The sequence below is a fragment of the Endobacterium cereale genome (assembly GCF_009617585.1).
Taxonomy (GTDB): domain Bacteria; phylum Pseudomonadota; class Alphaproteobacteria; order Rhizobiales; family Rhizobiaceae; genus Neorhizobium; species Neorhizobium cereale.
The window spans coordinates 18,690-32,018 of record NZ_WIXI01000022.1 but is presented as its reverse complement, the minus strand read 5'-3'; the positions used below and the strand labels follow the sequence as shown (position 1 = coordinate 32,018).

The 13,329-nt window shown below is 55.8% G+C and carries 22 protein-coding genes; 9 read left to right on the top strand and 13 right to left on the bottom strand.

Annotated features, from left to right (window positions below):
* Positions 1-628 precede the first annotated feature (628 nt).
* A complete protein-coding gene (locus GAO09_RS00410) occupies positions 629-1,012 on the top strand; it encodes a response regulator (RefSeq protein ID WP_209018558.1) in 384 nt (127 codons plus the stop codon).
* On the opposite strand, the gene GAO09_RS00405 is transcribed toward GAO09_RS00410, so the two are convergent.
* The 5 genes from GAO09_RS00405 to GAO09_RS00385 all read right to left on the bottom strand — a co-directional run bounded on the left by GAO09_RS00405 (position 988) and on the right by GAO09_RS00385 (position 3,377).
* A complete protein-coding gene (locus tag GAO09_RS00405) occupies positions 988-1,224 on the bottom strand; it encodes a DUF6894 family protein (RefSeq protein WP_153352107.1) in 237 nt (78 codons plus the stop codon). The genes GAO09_RS00410 and GAO09_RS00405 overlap by 25 nt on opposite strands.
* Positions 1,225-1,353: 129 nt before the next feature.
* Complete coding sequence (locus tag GAO09_RS00400) at positions 1,354-1,830, bottom strand: PRC-barrel domain-containing protein (protein ID WP_153352106.1); 477 nt, start codon at positions 1,828-1,830, stop codon at positions 1,354-1,356.
* 120 nt (positions 1,831-1,950) lie between these two features.
* Complete coding sequence (locus GAO09_RS00395; protein WP_153352105.1) at positions 1,951-2,154, bottom strand: CsbD family protein; 204 nt, start codon at positions 2,152-2,154, stop codon at positions 1,951-1,953.
* A 526-nt stretch (positions 2,155-2,680) separates the two neighbouring features.
* Positions 2,681-2,809 (bottom strand): entericidin domain-containing protein, encoded by a 129-nt coding sequence (locus tag GAO09_RS00390; protein ID WP_235937895.1) that lies wholly within the window; start codon positions 2,807-2,809, stop codon positions 2,681-2,683.
* 337 nt (positions 2,810-3,146) lie between these two features.
* Positions 3,147-3,377, bottom strand: coding sequence for a helix-turn-helix domain-containing protein (locus GAO09_RS00385; RefSeq protein WP_153352103.1), 231 nt, complete (start codon positions 3,375-3,377; stop codon positions 3,147-3,149).
* Between the two features lie 485 nt (positions 3,378-3,862).
* Here GAO09_RS00385 and GAO09_RS00380 point away from each other — a divergent pair, with 485 nt between their 5' ends.
* Complete coding sequence (locus GAO09_RS00380) at positions 3,863-4,054, top strand: hypothetical protein (RefSeq protein ID WP_153352102.1); 192 nt, start codon at positions 3,863-3,865, stop codon at positions 4,052-4,054.
* A 302-nt stretch (positions 4,055-4,356) separates the two neighbouring features.
* Here the strand turns inward: GAO09_RS00380 and GAO09_RS00375 are convergent, their stop codons facing one another.
* Positions 4,357-4,653: a BON domain-containing protein gene (locus tag GAO09_RS00375; RefSeq protein ID WP_209018557.1), complete on the bottom strand. Its 297-nt coding sequence runs from the start codon at positions 4,651-4,653 to the stop codon at positions 4,357-4,359.
* 153 nt (positions 4,654-4,806) lie between these two features.
* Between GAO09_RS00375 and GAO09_RS00370 the strand changes: the two genes are divergently transcribed.
* The 4 genes from GAO09_RS00370 (at position 4,807) to GAO09_RS00355 (ending at position 7,022) form a co-directional block, all read left to right on the top strand.
* Positions 4,807-5,058, top strand: coding sequence for a hypothetical protein (locus tag GAO09_RS00370; RefSeq protein WP_235937874.1), 252 nt, complete (start codon positions 4,807-4,809; stop codon positions 5,056-5,058).
* Between the two features lie 121 nt (positions 5,059-5,179).
* A complete protein-coding gene (locus GAO09_RS00365) occupies positions 5,180-5,380 on the top strand; it encodes a hypothetical protein (RefSeq protein WP_153352100.1) in 201 nt (66 codons plus the stop codon).
* Positions 5,381-5,987: 607 nt separating this feature from the next.
* Positions 5,988-6,338, top strand: a complete 351-nt coding sequence (locus GAO09_RS00360) for a dsRNA-binding motif domain-containing protein (RefSeq protein WP_153352099.1) — start codon at positions 5,988-5,990, stop codon at positions 6,336-6,338.
* Positions 6,339-6,779: 441 nt separating this feature from the next.
* Positions 6,780-7,022 (top strand): hypothetical protein, encoded by a 243-nt coding sequence (locus GAO09_RS00355; protein ID WP_153352098.1) that lies wholly within the window; start codon positions 6,780-6,782, stop codon positions 7,020-7,022.
* Between the two features lie 406 nt (positions 7,023-7,428).
* Here the strand turns inward: GAO09_RS00355 and GAO09_RS00350 are convergent, their stop codons facing one another.
* Entirely contained in the window at positions 7,429-7,749 is a 321-nt protein-coding gene (locus tag GAO09_RS00350; protein WP_153352097.1) for a hypothetical protein, read from the bottom strand.
* An 818-nt stretch (positions 7,750-8,567) separates the two neighbouring features.
* Between GAO09_RS00350 and GAO09_RS00345 the strand changes: the two genes are divergently transcribed.
* Positions 8,568-8,912, top strand: coding sequence for a hypothetical protein (locus tag GAO09_RS00345; protein WP_153352096.1), 345 nt, complete (start codon positions 8,568-8,570; stop codon positions 8,910-8,912).
* Positions 8,913-8,944: 32 nt separating this feature from the next.
* Positions 8,945-9,355, top strand: coding sequence for a thermonuclease family protein (locus tag GAO09_RS00340; RefSeq protein ID WP_209018556.1), 411 nt, complete (start codon positions 8,945-8,947; stop codon positions 9,353-9,355).
* Positions 9,356-9,404: 49 nt separating this feature from the next.
* Here the strand turns inward: GAO09_RS00340 and GAO09_RS00335 are convergent, their stop codons facing one another.
* The 5 genes from GAO09_RS00335 to GAO09_RS00315 all read right to left on the bottom strand — a co-directional run bounded on the left by GAO09_RS00335 (position 9,405) and on the right by GAO09_RS00315 (position 11,940).
* Positions 9,405-9,767 carry a hypothetical protein gene (locus GAO09_RS00335; RefSeq protein ID WP_153352094.1) on the bottom strand — a complete coding sequence of 121 codons (363 nt, stop codon included), beginning with the start codon at positions 9,765-9,767 and terminating at the stop codon, positions 9,405-9,407.
* Positions 9,739-10,173 carry a Panacea domain-containing protein gene (locus tag GAO09_RS00330; RefSeq protein ID WP_209018555.1) on the bottom strand — a complete coding sequence of 145 codons (435 nt, stop codon included), beginning with the start codon at positions 10,171-10,173 and terminating at the stop codon, positions 9,739-9,741. The genes GAO09_RS00335 and GAO09_RS00330 overlap by 29 nt, the downstream gene beginning before the upstream one ends.
* Before the next feature lie 157 nt (positions 10,174-10,330).
* Complete coding sequence (locus GAO09_RS00325) at positions 10,331-10,672, bottom strand: hypothetical protein (RefSeq protein ID WP_338015033.1); 342 nt, start codon at positions 10,670-10,672, stop codon at positions 10,331-10,333.
* Entirely contained in the window at positions 10,669-10,857 is a 189-nt protein-coding gene (locus tag GAO09_RS00320) for a hypothetical protein (RefSeq protein WP_153352092.1), read from the bottom strand. The genes GAO09_RS00325 and GAO09_RS00320 overlap by 4 nt, the downstream gene beginning before the upstream one ends.
* 159 nt (positions 10,858-11,016) lie before the next feature.
* A complete protein-coding gene (locus GAO09_RS00315) occupies positions 11,017-11,940 on the bottom strand; it encodes a glycoside hydrolase family protein (RefSeq protein ID WP_153352091.1) in 924 nt (307 codons plus the stop codon).
* A gap of 87 nt (positions 11,941-12,027) precedes the next feature.
* Between GAO09_RS00315 and GAO09_RS00310 the strand changes: the two genes are divergently transcribed.
* Positions 12,028-12,174, top strand: coding sequence for a hypothetical protein (locus GAO09_RS00310; RefSeq protein ID WP_153352090.1), 147 nt, complete (start codon positions 12,028-12,030; stop codon positions 12,172-12,174).
* Here GAO09_RS00310 and GAO09_RS00305 read toward each other — a convergent pair.
* Positions 12,171-13,328 (bottom strand): phage late control D family protein, encoded by a 1,158-nt coding sequence (locus GAO09_RS00305; RefSeq protein ID WP_153352089.1) that lies wholly within the window; start codon positions 13,326-13,328, stop codon positions 12,171-12,173. The two genes, GAO09_RS00310 and GAO09_RS00305, sit on opposite strands and share 4 nt — an antisense overlap.
* Position 13,329: the final 1 nt, after the last annotated feature.

The window sequence follows — 13,329 nt, the reverse complement described above, 5'->3', positions numbered from 1 at the left end:
CGGATAATGCACGGTTATGAAATCGTGCTACTGGGCAGTATCAGGGGTTGTGCGTCTTGTGCGAGCGGTTGCACTCACAACGTCGTAAAACTGGTTAGACCCAGAGGTCACGGGCGCGCAGTCGTAGACCCCGACGAGTTAGTTGTAGGTACGGGACCTCCTGTACCGCTCTGCGAGTGAGGCGTGCTATCCGTGGGAGCAGTGTTGCCAGACCCTGCAGTAGGGGCTTGTGGCGGAGCCTGCGGCGCACCTGGCTGCGGAGCGGCTGTGTTTTGCTCAGTAGGAGGATCTGTTGCCTCACGCCACCATTCGGCCCAGCCCCATGCTACCAGCGCCAAAATCAACCCTGCAGCCAAGACAAAAAGTACCGGCACGCCGGTACGCCCTTGCCTAGCGGCGGTCGCATTCTCAACAACAGCCGGATCGTCTTTTCTATCCATGACAGCGCGCTCCATTAGGTTGCGGAAAGAACCGGACCGCTTGACGATTGTTCCCCGACGCCAACTCTTGGGAAGCATTACTCGTGCGCGCACCACCTAAACCAGCGGCATCGGCTCATTGCTCGTGTCACAAATCAGGACTTTAACATTTTATATAGCGGCGCGGGATGTGCGTGGTACGGAGGGCAATGGTAGAACAAAACAAGACTGCGCTCGTCCTCGACGATGAGATGCTCATCGCGCTAGACGTTGAGGCGATGCTTTTCGACCTCGGATACAGTCAGGTGACATTGCTTCCGAGCGTACCCGAAGCCTTAGCTTTCTTACGCGAACACACGCCTGACGTAGCGGTAATCGATTACCATATCCGCGGGAGAAACTGCGAGGCGATAGCGGGCATTTTGCACCACTTGGGAGTACCAACGATTATCCATTCGGGCACGCCGTTCGAACGTGAATATCACGGCGAATTTTTATCCGCCTTCCCGTGGCTAGAGAAGCCGTCGTCCCGCAATGAGCTTGCTGAAGCGCTGGCTGCCGCCGTTAGTCAGTCGAAATTGACTACCGATTGAAACGGCACTTCCTCAATGGTCTCGCCCTCCTCAGAAACAATTTCAAAGGTCTCGTTGGCGAGAGGCTGGCCATGCCAGAGTCCATCTGAAACCATTTCTCTGGCAGCCCGCACGGCTTCCGATCTCGCTTCGGCGGACGTAGCAAACTCAGCTTCGAAAGACTCCTGGACTGAGCCATCGGGTAACTTCACTCGGAAGAAGTATTTCGTCATTTTCCGTACCACCCATGCGCTTCATCGACATGAAGAAAAGGGCCGTGACGAAACTTCGCCCGGCCCTAGCACTCGTTTTCATCCGCTCCAGTACATCCGTGGTAGCGGACGAAAACGAGGATTCGAAAATTACTTCTTCATCTTGTCGTAGTCGAACTTCGGCGCTGCGGTCAGCGTTTCCTTGTTCGTGTCGACATAGGCTTTCCAGGTGCCGTTGTCGTCAGCGATAGCCATGGACGCCGGATCGATAACGACGTAGCTGCTGCCGAGACCGAGGAAACCGCCAACACTTGCGATCACGCCGATGACCGACTTGCCATCGCCGATAACAACGTCGGAAATTTCACCGACTTCCTCATTTTCCTTGTTGTAAATGTTCATGCCGACCAGCTTGGAGGTCACGAGATCCGTGTCCTTGATCTCAACATACTTGAGCGGCATGGTTGCTGCCTTACCCATAGTGAGGCCGGGACCAACCATAGTTGCGTCGGCACCAGATGCGGCTGGCTGCTCAGCAGCGGGGGCTGCCGGTGCAGCAGGCTGCTGCGCATAGGCAGCAGTGCCCATCATCGCTACGGTCATGGCGGCGGCAATCATCTTCTTCATTAGTTTTTCCTCGTATGCATCTGTTATCACGACGTTTCGTGTCGGCCAGATAACGAGGTCGAGCGATATTGGTTCCCCACTAAATGGCAAAGAAAAACCCCGCCGAAGCGGGGTCCATCTTTACCAAGTCTGTCGACCATACCAGTCGTCAACGTCTTTCTTGGTCCGGTCTTTTTCATATCCGTAACGCTCTTGGATCTTGCCCTCGAGTTGGTCACGCTTGCCGGCGATGACATCGAGGTCGTCGTCAGTGAGTTTGCCCCACTGCTCTTTAACCTTGCCCTTCGCCTGCTTCCAATTTCCTTCGACGCGGTTCCAATCCATGGCATTTCCTCCATTGTTATCAGTGAAAAGACAATGATCAGGGCCGGTGATTTGTTCCGCCTGCCCCTATGCGGCGTCTCCGATTGCAGCGGCGCATAAACCGATCTATCCGGCTTTTCTCGCTGCCAAACTTGTCGAGAATGTTCACCGCTTGAGCTATGTTGAGCTCATAGGACTGCTGGAGTTCCTCGAGCGTGTACTTGGGAATTGGGCGTCCCATGTGCATTGGATCCTCCTTCGTTAACGAAACAATGCGACAGCAAGTCAGAAGTTCCTAAAGCACACCGGCTACCATCAGACTGATGAAGATCAGCGAGAAAAGCGCCGCGTTGAGACCGATGTAAAATGCCAAGTCGTGAGTGTTGCGCGATGTTCTATGCATGATTATCTCCTCCTGCATAACAACCTTCCCTGAGCTTGAATGTTCCCGGAATGTTTCGCGACGTACGGAGCAGTTCTCAACACCATAAGAAAGGCCGGCACGATCGCTCGCCCGGCCTCGTACAGAAATGGTTTCGCTTCTGGTTTAGTAGCTCGCTGCGCGGTCGACGCGTCTGCCAGCACTCTGAGTAGCGTCAACGGTATTTGCAGTGTCCTGCCCCATGCCGCGAATTGTGTTGCCGCACGACGCCAATGCTGCGGCAACGAAAGTCATTGCGAGAAAAGTGGTTACAGTTTTCTTCATGGAAATGTCCTCTCTCCGGATGTTCACCTCCACCACATAGTGCTCGTTTCCGCGACGGCCATCCCTTTCATGCCGCGAACACCGCCGTCTCCCGCCTATTGTTAAAGAGAAGGCGGCAAGCCATCATCGCGCCTTGCATCGGCGATGAGTTTACGGATCCGTTCAACCTCAGGCGGCTTCCGGATCCCTGCGTATTCGCGTTCACAACGATCAAGTATAGGCTTCATCACGTCGCCGTGCTCGTCGACGAGACGGGCTGCGAACAGAAGGTCCGACTCGATGTCGTCGCGAATTATCCCTTTAGACGTCACGCCGGCTCGCGCAGACGAACGCCCGGACCACCGCCGTTAGTAGGTATGAACTCAAGTCCGGCCTCCTCTAGCGCGCCTTTTAGTTTTTTGACGGTCGCACTGTTTAGACCGCCATGTTCTTTCTCGAACCGCATGATCGTCGCGGTCGCGACCCCAGCAATTTCTGCCAGTTCACGTACCCCTAGTTTGAGCGCAGCACGAGCCATTCGCAGCTGAACTGGATCCATATTGTCACCCTGTGTCAAATAGTTGCTACAGGGTGTTGACTCCTCAGTTAGCACCCTGTATCAAGTACCTGTCACGAGGTGATGAGTCAACGAGGGCCATAAATGAACACGTCAGCAGCACTTTCCGACAATTCCTCATCCGACAGAAGACTTCTCCCACGCAGCCAGGTTGGCAGACCCTGCTTCGATATCAACGGTAGGGTGGCTGGCATTCAAATCGACATGACATCACCAGTCGATCCAGAGCTCGCGCAGTTTCGTTTTCGTGTCGGACAGCAGGTTCAGTGGGACGGCGAAATTTGGGCAGTCCTCGGACGCCAACTCACCGAGGCAGGCAGAAGAATTTATATCGTCTATCGTGATGACGACCGACGCCCGACAAGGACGGTTCTGGAGAGAGTTCTGGCGCCACGATAATACCAGCGACGGGCAAAACCGCCTCGGCGCTGGTTCTGGGGAGGCCTTCTCCAGTGCGAGGATCCGCAATGTACGAATACAAGGTCGGCGAGATAGTGCAGCTTACGCCAGCCGATCCGCCCCTGATCTATCTTGGCCTGCAGATAAACGGCCGCGCCTCATGCCTGACAGATGACGGCAGGGTGGAGGATCACCGGATAGAGGACCTACAGCCATTTAAGCCCACGACGCCCAGTTTGGTTGTCGTTGGCGAAGTTTAATGCCGGCAACACCTCCGCCGGCCCTTAGCCGCCAAGCGCTTCGAGCCTTGGCGGCTTTTTTTTGCGCGCAGTCGTCTGCCGCGCGCAGTCGTCTGCCGCGCGGAACAGCTCCTCGCCCGGTGCGGAACATACCTATGCTGTGCTTGAGTGAGGGCGCCGCCAGAGCTTTGGCGGATTACGTCAATCGGTTCGGCGATTTGATCAGTACGCTGCATTGATGTGTCGAGCGACCAAGGCTGAAATCATCCACACGAATAAGGCCCGCTGTTAACGGGCCCCAAAGTCATGTCCATCGAAAACTTTCAGCCATGCATAAAAGCCGCTTTGCTTTCGTCCTTGGAAACAACAATCAATTGGCAGATGACGTTGTCCCGCCCAGAGATCTCGGCGGCGAGACGGACAATCTTTGATAGTTCCCGGCTCGATGGCACTGTTCCGTCGAGAACGATATACGGACCGTTTTCCTCAACCTGCACGTCGCTGCAATCCACGCCGTCCAAATATCGAAGTTCAGCTTCGATTGCCGGCTTACCGCAGGACGTACCTGTTTCGCGTGAAAACCCGAAAGCAGCGCCAGCATTGAATGTGTTGAGGAACATTGGAAACTCCATCTGAACATGAACGTCAGATGAATATAACATTCAAGTAGGGTTTAGGTTCCTCGCTCTCCCTCAGGAATCTACCTAGCAGAATTCTGCAATTGAGCGGTCCTTTTGGCGTGGCTAAGGTGCCGTCAAATCCAGGAGAGCGTTATGAAAATCATGCGAGAAGAACAGATCCCCGAATTCGTCGAGCGCGTCGCCGCGACCGGCTGTGACATCACGGCCGTAGCGGGCGGCTACATTGTCGGTGACTCAGATCTTTCCGATGGGGACTATGAAATAGCAGCACCCAAGCTCGAGGCGATCATGCAAGATCTGGGCAGCCGTGACCATTTGCTGCAAGAGATTGTCGACTATCTAGTGTCGACCGGCCGCGTCTACCCACCGCGGGTGGTGCATTGACCGAAAGATAGTGCGGCCATAGGTTAGATTTGCGGCCACCAACCGCGTCACCACACAGAGGAGACCTAGAATGAGACTTCGGCATGCTGCCGATCGCAAACCTATTCTTGTGAGGTGAGAAATGACTAACAAAGAGAAAATCGAAGAACTCGAAGCAAAGATTCAGCAAGCCTATCAGGTGATCGGAACACTCCTGGCTGGACCAGACAGTGATTGGGACGACTTCTTCCTCCCTGAAGGCCAGCGCGCGCTCGACTATTTTGCACACGAGGAATACGACGACAACTTCCTACCGTTCATTCATCCGCGGCTAAAGAAGTGAACTTGGATAAAAGGTGACGACTGTCAGGAGGCGATCGAAGACCATCTTCAGCAACTTGTTGCCGAGCAATCTCCGGCGGATGGAGCAAGGCCGAAACGCTAGCGGCGGTCATGGAGGTGGCTGAAAATCTGGCGACCGGACTCGGAGACGATGAGGAGCTTGCGGCCATCCTCAATGCAGTGAGGAAGATGAAGTGATAGGAACTTCCGATCATCTACTGAGTTTAACCTGCGACATAGTGCTTCCTCGGGAATCGCAGACTGTCCGAACCCGCTGGTGTGCAAGCCGGCGGGTTTTTCGTTGGAACCTCTGCTTACTTGGACAGTTGGTATAGTGCGCCGATCGATCTTGACGATGCGTCGGTTTGGCAGCGCCATTGCCCCACGTAAGACATGCGTGGGGCTTTGTGCGTTTGGGCTCTTTATATCTATCGCACGCTTCTAGAAGCTAGGTAAAATGCCGCGTTGTTCATTAATCGTTGTGAGAACGAAACATGAATATTCTGTCCGTTTTCCACTGTTCATCCACAGTTGCGCATGAACATTTGTTCGTTACTTATCAGCATCTTGATCGGCATTTCAGCGCAGGCAGTTGACTAAGGTCAGAAATGGAACATAATAAGAACAAAACACGCTCGCGAGTTCTTCATATGCCACGAAATCAAGCCGCTTTCGAAAAATGGTGGGCGTCTTTGCCCTTTGATGAGCGCGAGGCGCTGGACCAGGCCGCAAGCCGGAAGGTGTTCTGCGCAGGGTTCTCGACAGGCACCAAGCCAGAGAACAAGGTCTTCATGTTCTCGGTCGGCAAGCGCCGCGTCACCGTCCAAGCGCCGAACTACAGATCTGCCAAACACAAGGCAGAAATCACCATTGCCAAGAAATTCGAGGCTGAAGGCATATCGCCACCACGCTCCGGTTGGACGCTGCAGCCTTGTTCGCAGAGGCCGGTAAACCAATGAGCTTGCCAGCACTGAAAGATTTCCGAGGCGAGCAGATCGACATGACTTGCAGTCGTTGCGATCGGCACGGCGTCTATGATCGCAAGGCACTGGTGAAAAAGTTTGGATCGCACACCGAATTCGTGGAGCTCCGCCGCATAATGGCAATTGGATGCGATCGGCGCGGAACTGATGAGTGTGAAGCGAGGTTCCCATGCCTCTTAGCCGCGAACATTCTGATCGAGGGCGCGCGATGAGCGATGAGGGACGCACAGCCCAGCTAAATGGCACTGGCCCATATATGCACTTCTGCAGTGTGGAAGGATGCGGCAAGTGGGGTGGCTGGGGATTCCGCCTGGGTGCGGCCGAGCCACAGTGGTGGTGCTACGGACACTATCCGTACAAGCGCGAGACCGCGCAAGATGAAGCCGCGACGCTTGCCGATGAGTTGGGAAGTTTGAGATGACGACCAAGGGAAAATTGATCGTATTGGCGGCCTTCAACAAAAACGATGAAGGAGAGCTTGTGCCAGCCTTCGAGCCGCGTCAGGTTGACACAGAAGAGCGCGCGAAACGCGACGCGCGCCTGGTGGCGGACCAATATTCAGGCGTCGTCGCGTGGAGCCGGGAGGCAGACCCGGCAATCGGCGAATACGGTCCGCCCGTAGTGATCTTTCAGGCTGGCGAGGTGCCCGATTTGGAATGACGTCATTGACGCTGGAGTCCGAATCTTCCACGGTCCCAAGATGACTGATCAGGATAACGACCCGACCAAGTTGGGACCGATCGCTGGCGAACTTGCAAAATTGGCGCAAGAACTACGCGAGCTGGCAGAAACCCCTTTGTTCTCGTCAGAGGATGTTGCGAATGACGACCGGGGCCCGGTCGCTAGGCAGGCCCACACCCCGACCATCAAGTGATTCAATGTCGCTCAGAACCGCGGGAACATCTGCCCGACATGAGGGTTGGTCACGTGCGGCTTTAATCATTGGCTGCTGTTCCTTGGACCCGTCGGCGTTCGCAGCTGACGGGTCTTTTTATACGTCAATTAGGACGAAAAAAGCGCCCATGGCCGGCGGGCCATAGGCGCTATTCGTTCTACAAAACAGCTATTAGCAAGATGTGCCGACGGTGCCTGCACCTGGGTTGGTCTTGTCACCAGTCGAGTCAGCTTTACCCGCCTGCTCTGCACCCTGCGTGCCGCCCGGAGCGCCACAGTTGGACTGCGAGCTGCCAGCGGTATTGCCCTGGGAGCTGTCGGCGCCCGACGAGCTGTTGCCCGAGCCGCCGTTGGACGGATCAGAGCTACCGCTTCCGCTGTTCGCGCTGCTGCCATTGGAGCCGTCGCCACCAGAGCCACCGCTGGCACCCTGTGCCATAGCGGACGTAGCCAAACCGAGCGAAAGTGCAGCAACTGTGAGAAGCTTAATCATTGGGTGTTCCTCTTTGGTTTCTTTTGACCAAGTTAGAACATGCCGGGTTTCCAATGGTTCCTTTCACCGGAAACAAAAAAGCCCGCTGCCGGGTCAAGGCAGCGGGCACAGACTGGATATGCGTGATATCTAAAGTCTAGCGCGAAATTTAATACTGCGCTAGCCTTCGCCTCTCGACGCGGCCGGATCTGTCACGGTGCCGGCAAGGCGGTTTTCAGGCGCGTCAGACGCTGACGCTCGATGCGGTCCAATCTTTACCGAAGGTCGTGGAGGAACCTAACCACGCATTGCGCATTCTCCGCGCGAAAAACGGAGGAATGCATGTCGAGAGAAGCAGTTTATACGGTCGATGAGTTCCGCAAGGCTTACGATCTGAGTAGCCGAGAAGCTAACCGCTTATTTAACATCTCAGGGCCTTCCCGAACCAATCTGGACGTGTTCATGAAGGTCTACAAAAAATCTGAGGCAGCCGAGGATCTATTCTTAGTCGCAGATCGGTGACCTTCGTTTCAAAGTGCAGGATCGGTTGAGCCACATAAAAAAATGACCCGCAGCCAAGGTGGCGACGGGTCAAGCTTGGCAAATATATGTATCACTAGATAGCCAGCTGATTGCTACTAACCCACCTTGGGATTTGTGAAAATTCTAACGACCCCACGTCTCGGAGACGTGCTACGACGACGTATGCACTTGGGCCAAATAACGCGCCCTAGGATGGGGCATCGCTCGTCTGGGAGCGCACGAGCCATCCGATTTGATCAAATCAACCTCGCGTTTTTGCGACTTGATGAGAGCCATCACCGCGGATAAGTCGCGGCATGCAAAAATTTGAAAAATCAGAACGAGACTACGTCATGGCCGTGCTGAAGCTGGCTGGTGAGCCGATTTCACTTATAGCGTCCCGCTTTGGCGTCTCAGTTCAGCACGCTGGCAACATCGCACGAGAAAATGCATGGATGGTAGAGACAAGGGCAGGCAGGGCTGTTCCCTCGGGCCTCACCACTCGCGCAGCCGTAGTCATTGAACAAGCACTCGGAATTTGGCCCTCCGACGCGGACAAGGACATCGTCGAAAGCAGCGCAATGACAATACTACTCGCCGAAAAGGGGCGCCGCGTGGTCATGGCAGACATCGGTAGATGGCTTGATCCCGAGGCGCGTTAGGGCCGCGCGGCAGTTGGGGAGATGGAATGAGAATGCGCATACTGCTGGCGGCTGCCGCCCTGATGACTTGGACGGCGCCAGCCATGGCGATCGAGGAGTGCTCGGGTGGACACCGAGAAGCCCGCAAGCTCACCTGTATTGTTGATGGCGACACAGGCTGGCAAAACGGCAAGAAGTGGCGGATGCTGGATATCGATGCCCCGGAAACATTCGGCGCCCAGTGCGATCGAGAGAAAGCCATCGGCCACAAAGCCAAGAACCGCCTTATTGCCCTTATGTCAAAAGGCTACCGCCTCGCCGGCAACGGTGAGAAAGATCGGACTTCCGACAAGCGCGTTCTGGTTCGCGTTATCCTGCCGGACGGGAGAGATGCTGGTAAGGTTCTTATTCGTGAAGGCCTTGCTCAGCCTTGGCCGAACAAGGGCAATATGTGGTGTGAATAAAAAAACGCCCTCCCACCGGGAGGCAGAGAGCGTCGATAGTCAGAAGAAGTCATTCGTCGCCGAGCTTTACGCGATTGGCTATCCAATGCATCAGCCATCCGACACTTTGCACCGCCCAATCAACACCGAGACGCTGAGCGATGCCAATTAAGATAATGAGCGAAAGAAGAAAAAGAACGAGGAAAGCCCAAATGCTATCCATCGAAGCATAAACGTGTCCGGCCGAAAGAATGAAAACGACTGCGATCCATATGAATCGTTCCTCACATCGTTCTTCTCTCTCAGAAGCTAGGTCTGCCTCAAGTTTGGCCGCATTATCAGCCAAAGGACCTCGTGAAGAGGGTACGGCAAAGCCGCCCGACTGTCGAGGAACCGTTGGCGGGTCACTGGACGCGTCTTCGGTATTCTTCAATCATATCCCCCGTAGCGATCTTAACGCCCTTGGCTCCAGGCACGTAACGCTTCGCCCATGCGCCTTGATCCCAGTGCGTATTTTCGACCAGTTGTCCTGGAGACTGCGATTTTAGGTTTTCCCAAGCGGTATCGAGCATTTCGGCTTCTGGCCGTCCCGCAATTGAGCCCACTCCCCAGAAGACGTCCGGAACGGACTTCGACCCAAAAGATTTGCATCTGTGATAAAGCGATGGCAACACAGGACCATAATCCCAGGCTTCGAAATCTTCGTCCACTAGTCTTTCGCCGGTCGCACCGACAAAATTCATATCCGCGAGGTAAAGCAACTTTTGCAACTGAAGGTTCGAAAGCCTCCACCCGCTGATTTCGCAGAGATGCTTTGCCGCAAATGATGCTGGTATCATTGCAAAGACCTCCTTTTTTAAGCCGTAACGATTACGGCTAAGTTCCATTGTCAAGCCGTTAGATCACAGATAATGCGATTCTGCGACGCTTTCCACAGGCCTATACATTTTATTCGTTTCGGATTGTTTTCGGAAAATGCGTCGCGTCTTCCGTAAGCTAACTCGTCAGCGTCGCCCGTCGCGGCTGACCTTCCACCACTCGATCGATGCGAAGCGTCATGCCGTCGACCGCGCTTTTGACGCCACTGATTGCTTCCATGAGCTGCTCCGTGGTCTCGCGCATCCCCGCCTTGGTGATGTAGGTCTCAGCCACGTGGAGTCGATGCGCCGCCAGCTCGTCGCGGGCCATCGCCGCCAGTGCCTGCGCTGCCGTCGCCGTGCCGACAGCGGCGTCCTTTGCTTCCTTCACCCTGCCCTCAACCTTCCACCAGATGCCCCAGAGCGCGCCGGACACCATCACGAAAAAGCCGACGGCGGCCATGATTTCAGTCCCGGTCACGGCTTCACCCCGCAGAGCTTGGCGATTTTCTCGTTCTCAACGAGGATCTGCCGCTTGGTGCCTTCGCTCATCTGATCCTCGACGGAAGGACGTACCGGCCGCGCGATATCGCAATAATTACCGGTCACGCATCCACTCAGCGAGACGACGATCAACGTCAGCGCTGCCCATGTTCTGAACTTCATCTTCGACGCCCCTCGCCTTCTTGACGGCTTTTGCGTTGGCTTTAGCCTGTGCGGCTTCGGCATCTGATTTTCCATCGGACCGCCCATAGAGAAAGGCGCCCGCGACAAGCGCGAGCACCATTCCCAGTCCGGCAAGCCAGCCTTTCAGCTTTGCCAGGATCATACGACGACCTCATTACCGCGCCTGGTGTTCCACCAGCGCTGGATCACGTCACGATTTCGGTAAACTACGTAACCGACAACCGCGATTGCGACTCCTGCGGCTATCCAGCCCCAAGGCAGGCCAGCGGCGAATGCCAATGCGCCAGCGCCCACCGAACTCGATGCGCCCTTGGCGACGACTTCCTTGACGGCAGACGCGTCGCGTCGCAGCTGGCTGAGTGTTGCCGGCCCGAGAACGCCGTCGGCGGTGAGATGTGGATGCGCCTTCTGGTATTCCTTGACAGCAGCGGCGGTCTTGTCGCCCATCCAGCCGTCGATAGCGCCCGGGTCGAAGCCCTTGGCGGACAGGATCTGCTGCGCTTCCTTGACGTCGTCGTCAGGTGTGTCCGGAGCTACCGGCGTCGCCTCCTTGACGGCTTTCGTGCCGGCGTAGACGCCGTTGAGAAACATGTCTGCTTCTTCCTTACGGCGCCGGACGAGGCCGGGCAGCTTCTTGCCGGCGGCGGTGTTGTAGTGGCTGCCGAGATATTCAGCGGCGGCTCGGAGGCTGCCGGAGCGCCATAGCTTCGCCCACTGCCAGCCCATGGCGCCAGTGCCGAGGTTGAACACAACGCTCGTTGCTGCGTCCATCTGGTTTTGTTTCCGATCTGCCGGGCTACCCTTGACGGCTGCTGGCTCGAATTCCTCAGCGAGCACATCGAGAAGGATGGCGTCAGACTGCGCCGCGGTGATCTTTGTTTTGCCTGGCACCAGTTTGGTGATGCCCAGTCTTGCAAGGCTGGCCTTAACCGCCCTGCTCCGCATGGTGAAGCCCGTGCCGATCGTCGGCACCTTCACCGGATCGAGATAGCAGGTCAGCGGATTACCTTCGTGGCCACGCAGAAACGCGCGGCCACGGGGGGACGTGGTCGTGATCGGCATTTATTGCCCCTATGATTTTATGGGATTTGCGCTAATTTAGCGCCAGGCGATGATTGTTGTGCGTTCCGCCAAACAAACGGAGGCATCATGAATCAGGACGAATCGGAATCGCTATCCATTAGCGAGATAGCGCAACAGCTTGCGGCATTGGCCGCCACACTCCGTCAGTTGGCGGAGACGCCGATATTCGACGACCCGGCAAATGACGATACCCAGCGTGAACTCGCGAGTTAGTTCTCGTCCGTCCGACCATACCTGCGTTGACCAGTCCACTGAGACGGGGTCGCAGGTGTGCCCGCTGGTGCATTCGGCGCGACTTTATCCTCGCTCGGCGGCTCGGATGAAGAAGAACCCTGATCATTAAGGTTGGCGGCAGACTTTTTGGCGCTGCCAGACTTGCCGTCATAGAGCTTCGCGCTGATAGCCGTGCGATAACCTTCTGACTTCCTGTACGTATGGGTCGCGGTGTCGATGACATAAGGTACGCCATCTAGGCCCGGCCTGACCCTTTCAAAAAGCAGCGGTGCGCCTGCGATGATGGCAGTGTCGCCCACAACAGTGACGGATGCAGCGCCCTCGCCGCGTTTGAGCGCCTTTGCCTTTGACTGGGCAGCCTTGTCGGCCTCCTTGACGCTCGCAAATGGCTCAGGGATGCGGAAGACGCTGTCTCCGTCTGCATCGCCGTCGGCTTCGATCTCAACTCGCTGGGCCTTATCGCTGTCCTGATAGTAGGCGACGACCTTCGAGTATTTGGTGCGATCATTGGCCTCGAAACTGCAGGTGCCTTGGATGATTTTCGGTGGAGAGACGACGACCGATCCGATGAACTGACCTGACGCCGAATTGCCTGAGCCTTGCTTAGAGAAAATCACCCTGCCTTGTTTCACCGAGAAGAGGGCGTTATGCCGTTCTGCCAGCCTGCGCAGGAAGTGGATATTGGATTCATCCTGCTGTGAGAACCATTCATATTCGTGCTCACCGATCTCGGCATCCACCGAGGCTTCAAGACCGCTTTCTTTGGCGACCTCGTCGACGATGTCCTTGACCTTTTTCTTATCCCAATGACGCTCCTGCCTCTCCTTCAGCTTCTTGTTACGAAGGTCGGCAGATTTGCCCGAGATGGACATGCTGTAAGGCAGGCATTTAGGAGTAACTTTGTCGACCGTGAACTTGCCAAGACTTCTCATCTGCCCGTAGCCGAGCCTAACATCGACGATGGCGCCGGTACGAGGCAGGGCGAGGAAGTTCGGCGGACCATCATTCAACTCAATATCGACCGTATCAGCCTGAGCCCCTTCCTTGTCCGTCACCGTTATGGAAACCAGCCGCTCATAAAAAGCGCCAGCAACCGGCGTGCCGTCGATTGTAACCTCAATGCGCGGGTGCATA

Coding starts and splice junctions, on each gene's coding strand:
- GAO09_RS00340 (WP_209018556.1), top strand. CDS start 8,945: ATGCGCATACTGCTGGCGGCTGCCGCCCTGATGACTTGGACGGCGCCA.
- GAO09_RS00365 (WP_153352100.1), top strand. CDS start 5,180: ATGACTAACAAAGAGAAAATCGAAGAACTCGAAGCAAAGATTCAGCAA.
- GAO09_RS00305 (WP_153352089.1), bottom strand. CDS start 13,328: ATGCACCCGCGCATTGAGGTTACAATCGACGGCACGCCGGTTGCTGGC.
- GAO09_RS00410 (WP_209018558.1), top strand. CDS start 629: ATGGTAGAACAAAACAAGACTGCGCTCGTCCTCGACGATGAGATGCTC.
- GAO09_RS00345 (WP_153352096.1), top strand. CDS start 8,568: ATGCAAAAATTTGAAAAATCAGAACGAGACTACGTCATGGCCGTGCTG.
- GAO09_RS00400 (WP_153352106.1), bottom strand. CDS start 1,830: ATGAAGAAGATGATTGCCGCCGCCATGACCGTAGCGATGATGGGCACT.
- GAO09_RS00315 (WP_153352091.1), bottom strand. CDS start 11,940: ATGCCGATCACGACCACGTCCCCCCGTGGCCGCGCGTTTCTGCGTGGC.
- GAO09_RS00330 (WP_209018555.1), bottom strand. CDS start 10,173: ATGATACCAGCATCATTTGCGGCAAAGCATCTCTGCGAAATCAGCGGG.
- GAO09_RS00395 (WP_153352105.1), bottom strand. CDS start 2,154: ATGGATTGGAACCGCGTCGAAGGAAATTGGAAGCAGGCGAAGGGCAAG.
- GAO09_RS00375 (WP_209018557.1), bottom strand. CDS start 4,653: ATGTTCCTCAACACATTCAATGCTGGCGCTGCTTTCGGGTTTTCACGC.
- GAO09_RS00385 (WP_153352103.1), bottom strand. CDS start 3,377: ATGGATCCAGTTCAGCTGCGAATGGCTCGTGCTGCGCTCAAACTAGGG.
- GAO09_RS00370 (WP_235937874.1), top strand. CDS start 4,807: ATGAAAATCATGCGAGAAGAACAGATCCCCGAATTCGTCGAGCGCGTC.
- GAO09_RS00350 (WP_153352097.1), bottom strand. CDS start 7,749: ATGATTAAGCTTCTCACAGTTGCTGCACTTTCGCTCGGTTTGGCTACG.
- GAO09_RS00320 (WP_153352092.1), bottom strand. CDS start 10,857: ATGAAGTTCAGAACATGGGCAGCGCTGACGTTGATCGTCGTCTCGCTG.
- GAO09_RS00360 (WP_153352099.1), top strand. CDS start 5,988: ATGGAACATAATAAGAACAAAACACGCTCGCGAGTTCTTCATATGCCA.
- GAO09_RS00380 (WP_153352102.1), top strand. CDS start 3,863: ATGTACGAATACAAGGTCGGCGAGATAGTGCAGCTTACGCCAGCCGAT.
- GAO09_RS00355 (WP_153352098.1), top strand. CDS start 6,780: ATGACGACCAAGGGAAAATTGATCGTATTGGCGGCCTTCAACAAAAAC.
- GAO09_RS00405 (WP_153352107.1), bottom strand. CDS start 1,224: ATGACGAAATACTTCTTCCGAGTGAAGTTACCCGATGGCTCAGTCCAG.
- GAO09_RS00310 (WP_153352090.1), top strand. CDS start 12,028: ATGAATCAGGACGAATCGGAATCGCTATCCATTAGCGAGATAGCGCAA.
- GAO09_RS00390 (WP_235937895.1), bottom strand. CDS start 2,809: ATGACTTTCGTTGCCGCAGCATTGGCGTCGTGCGGCAACACAATTCGC.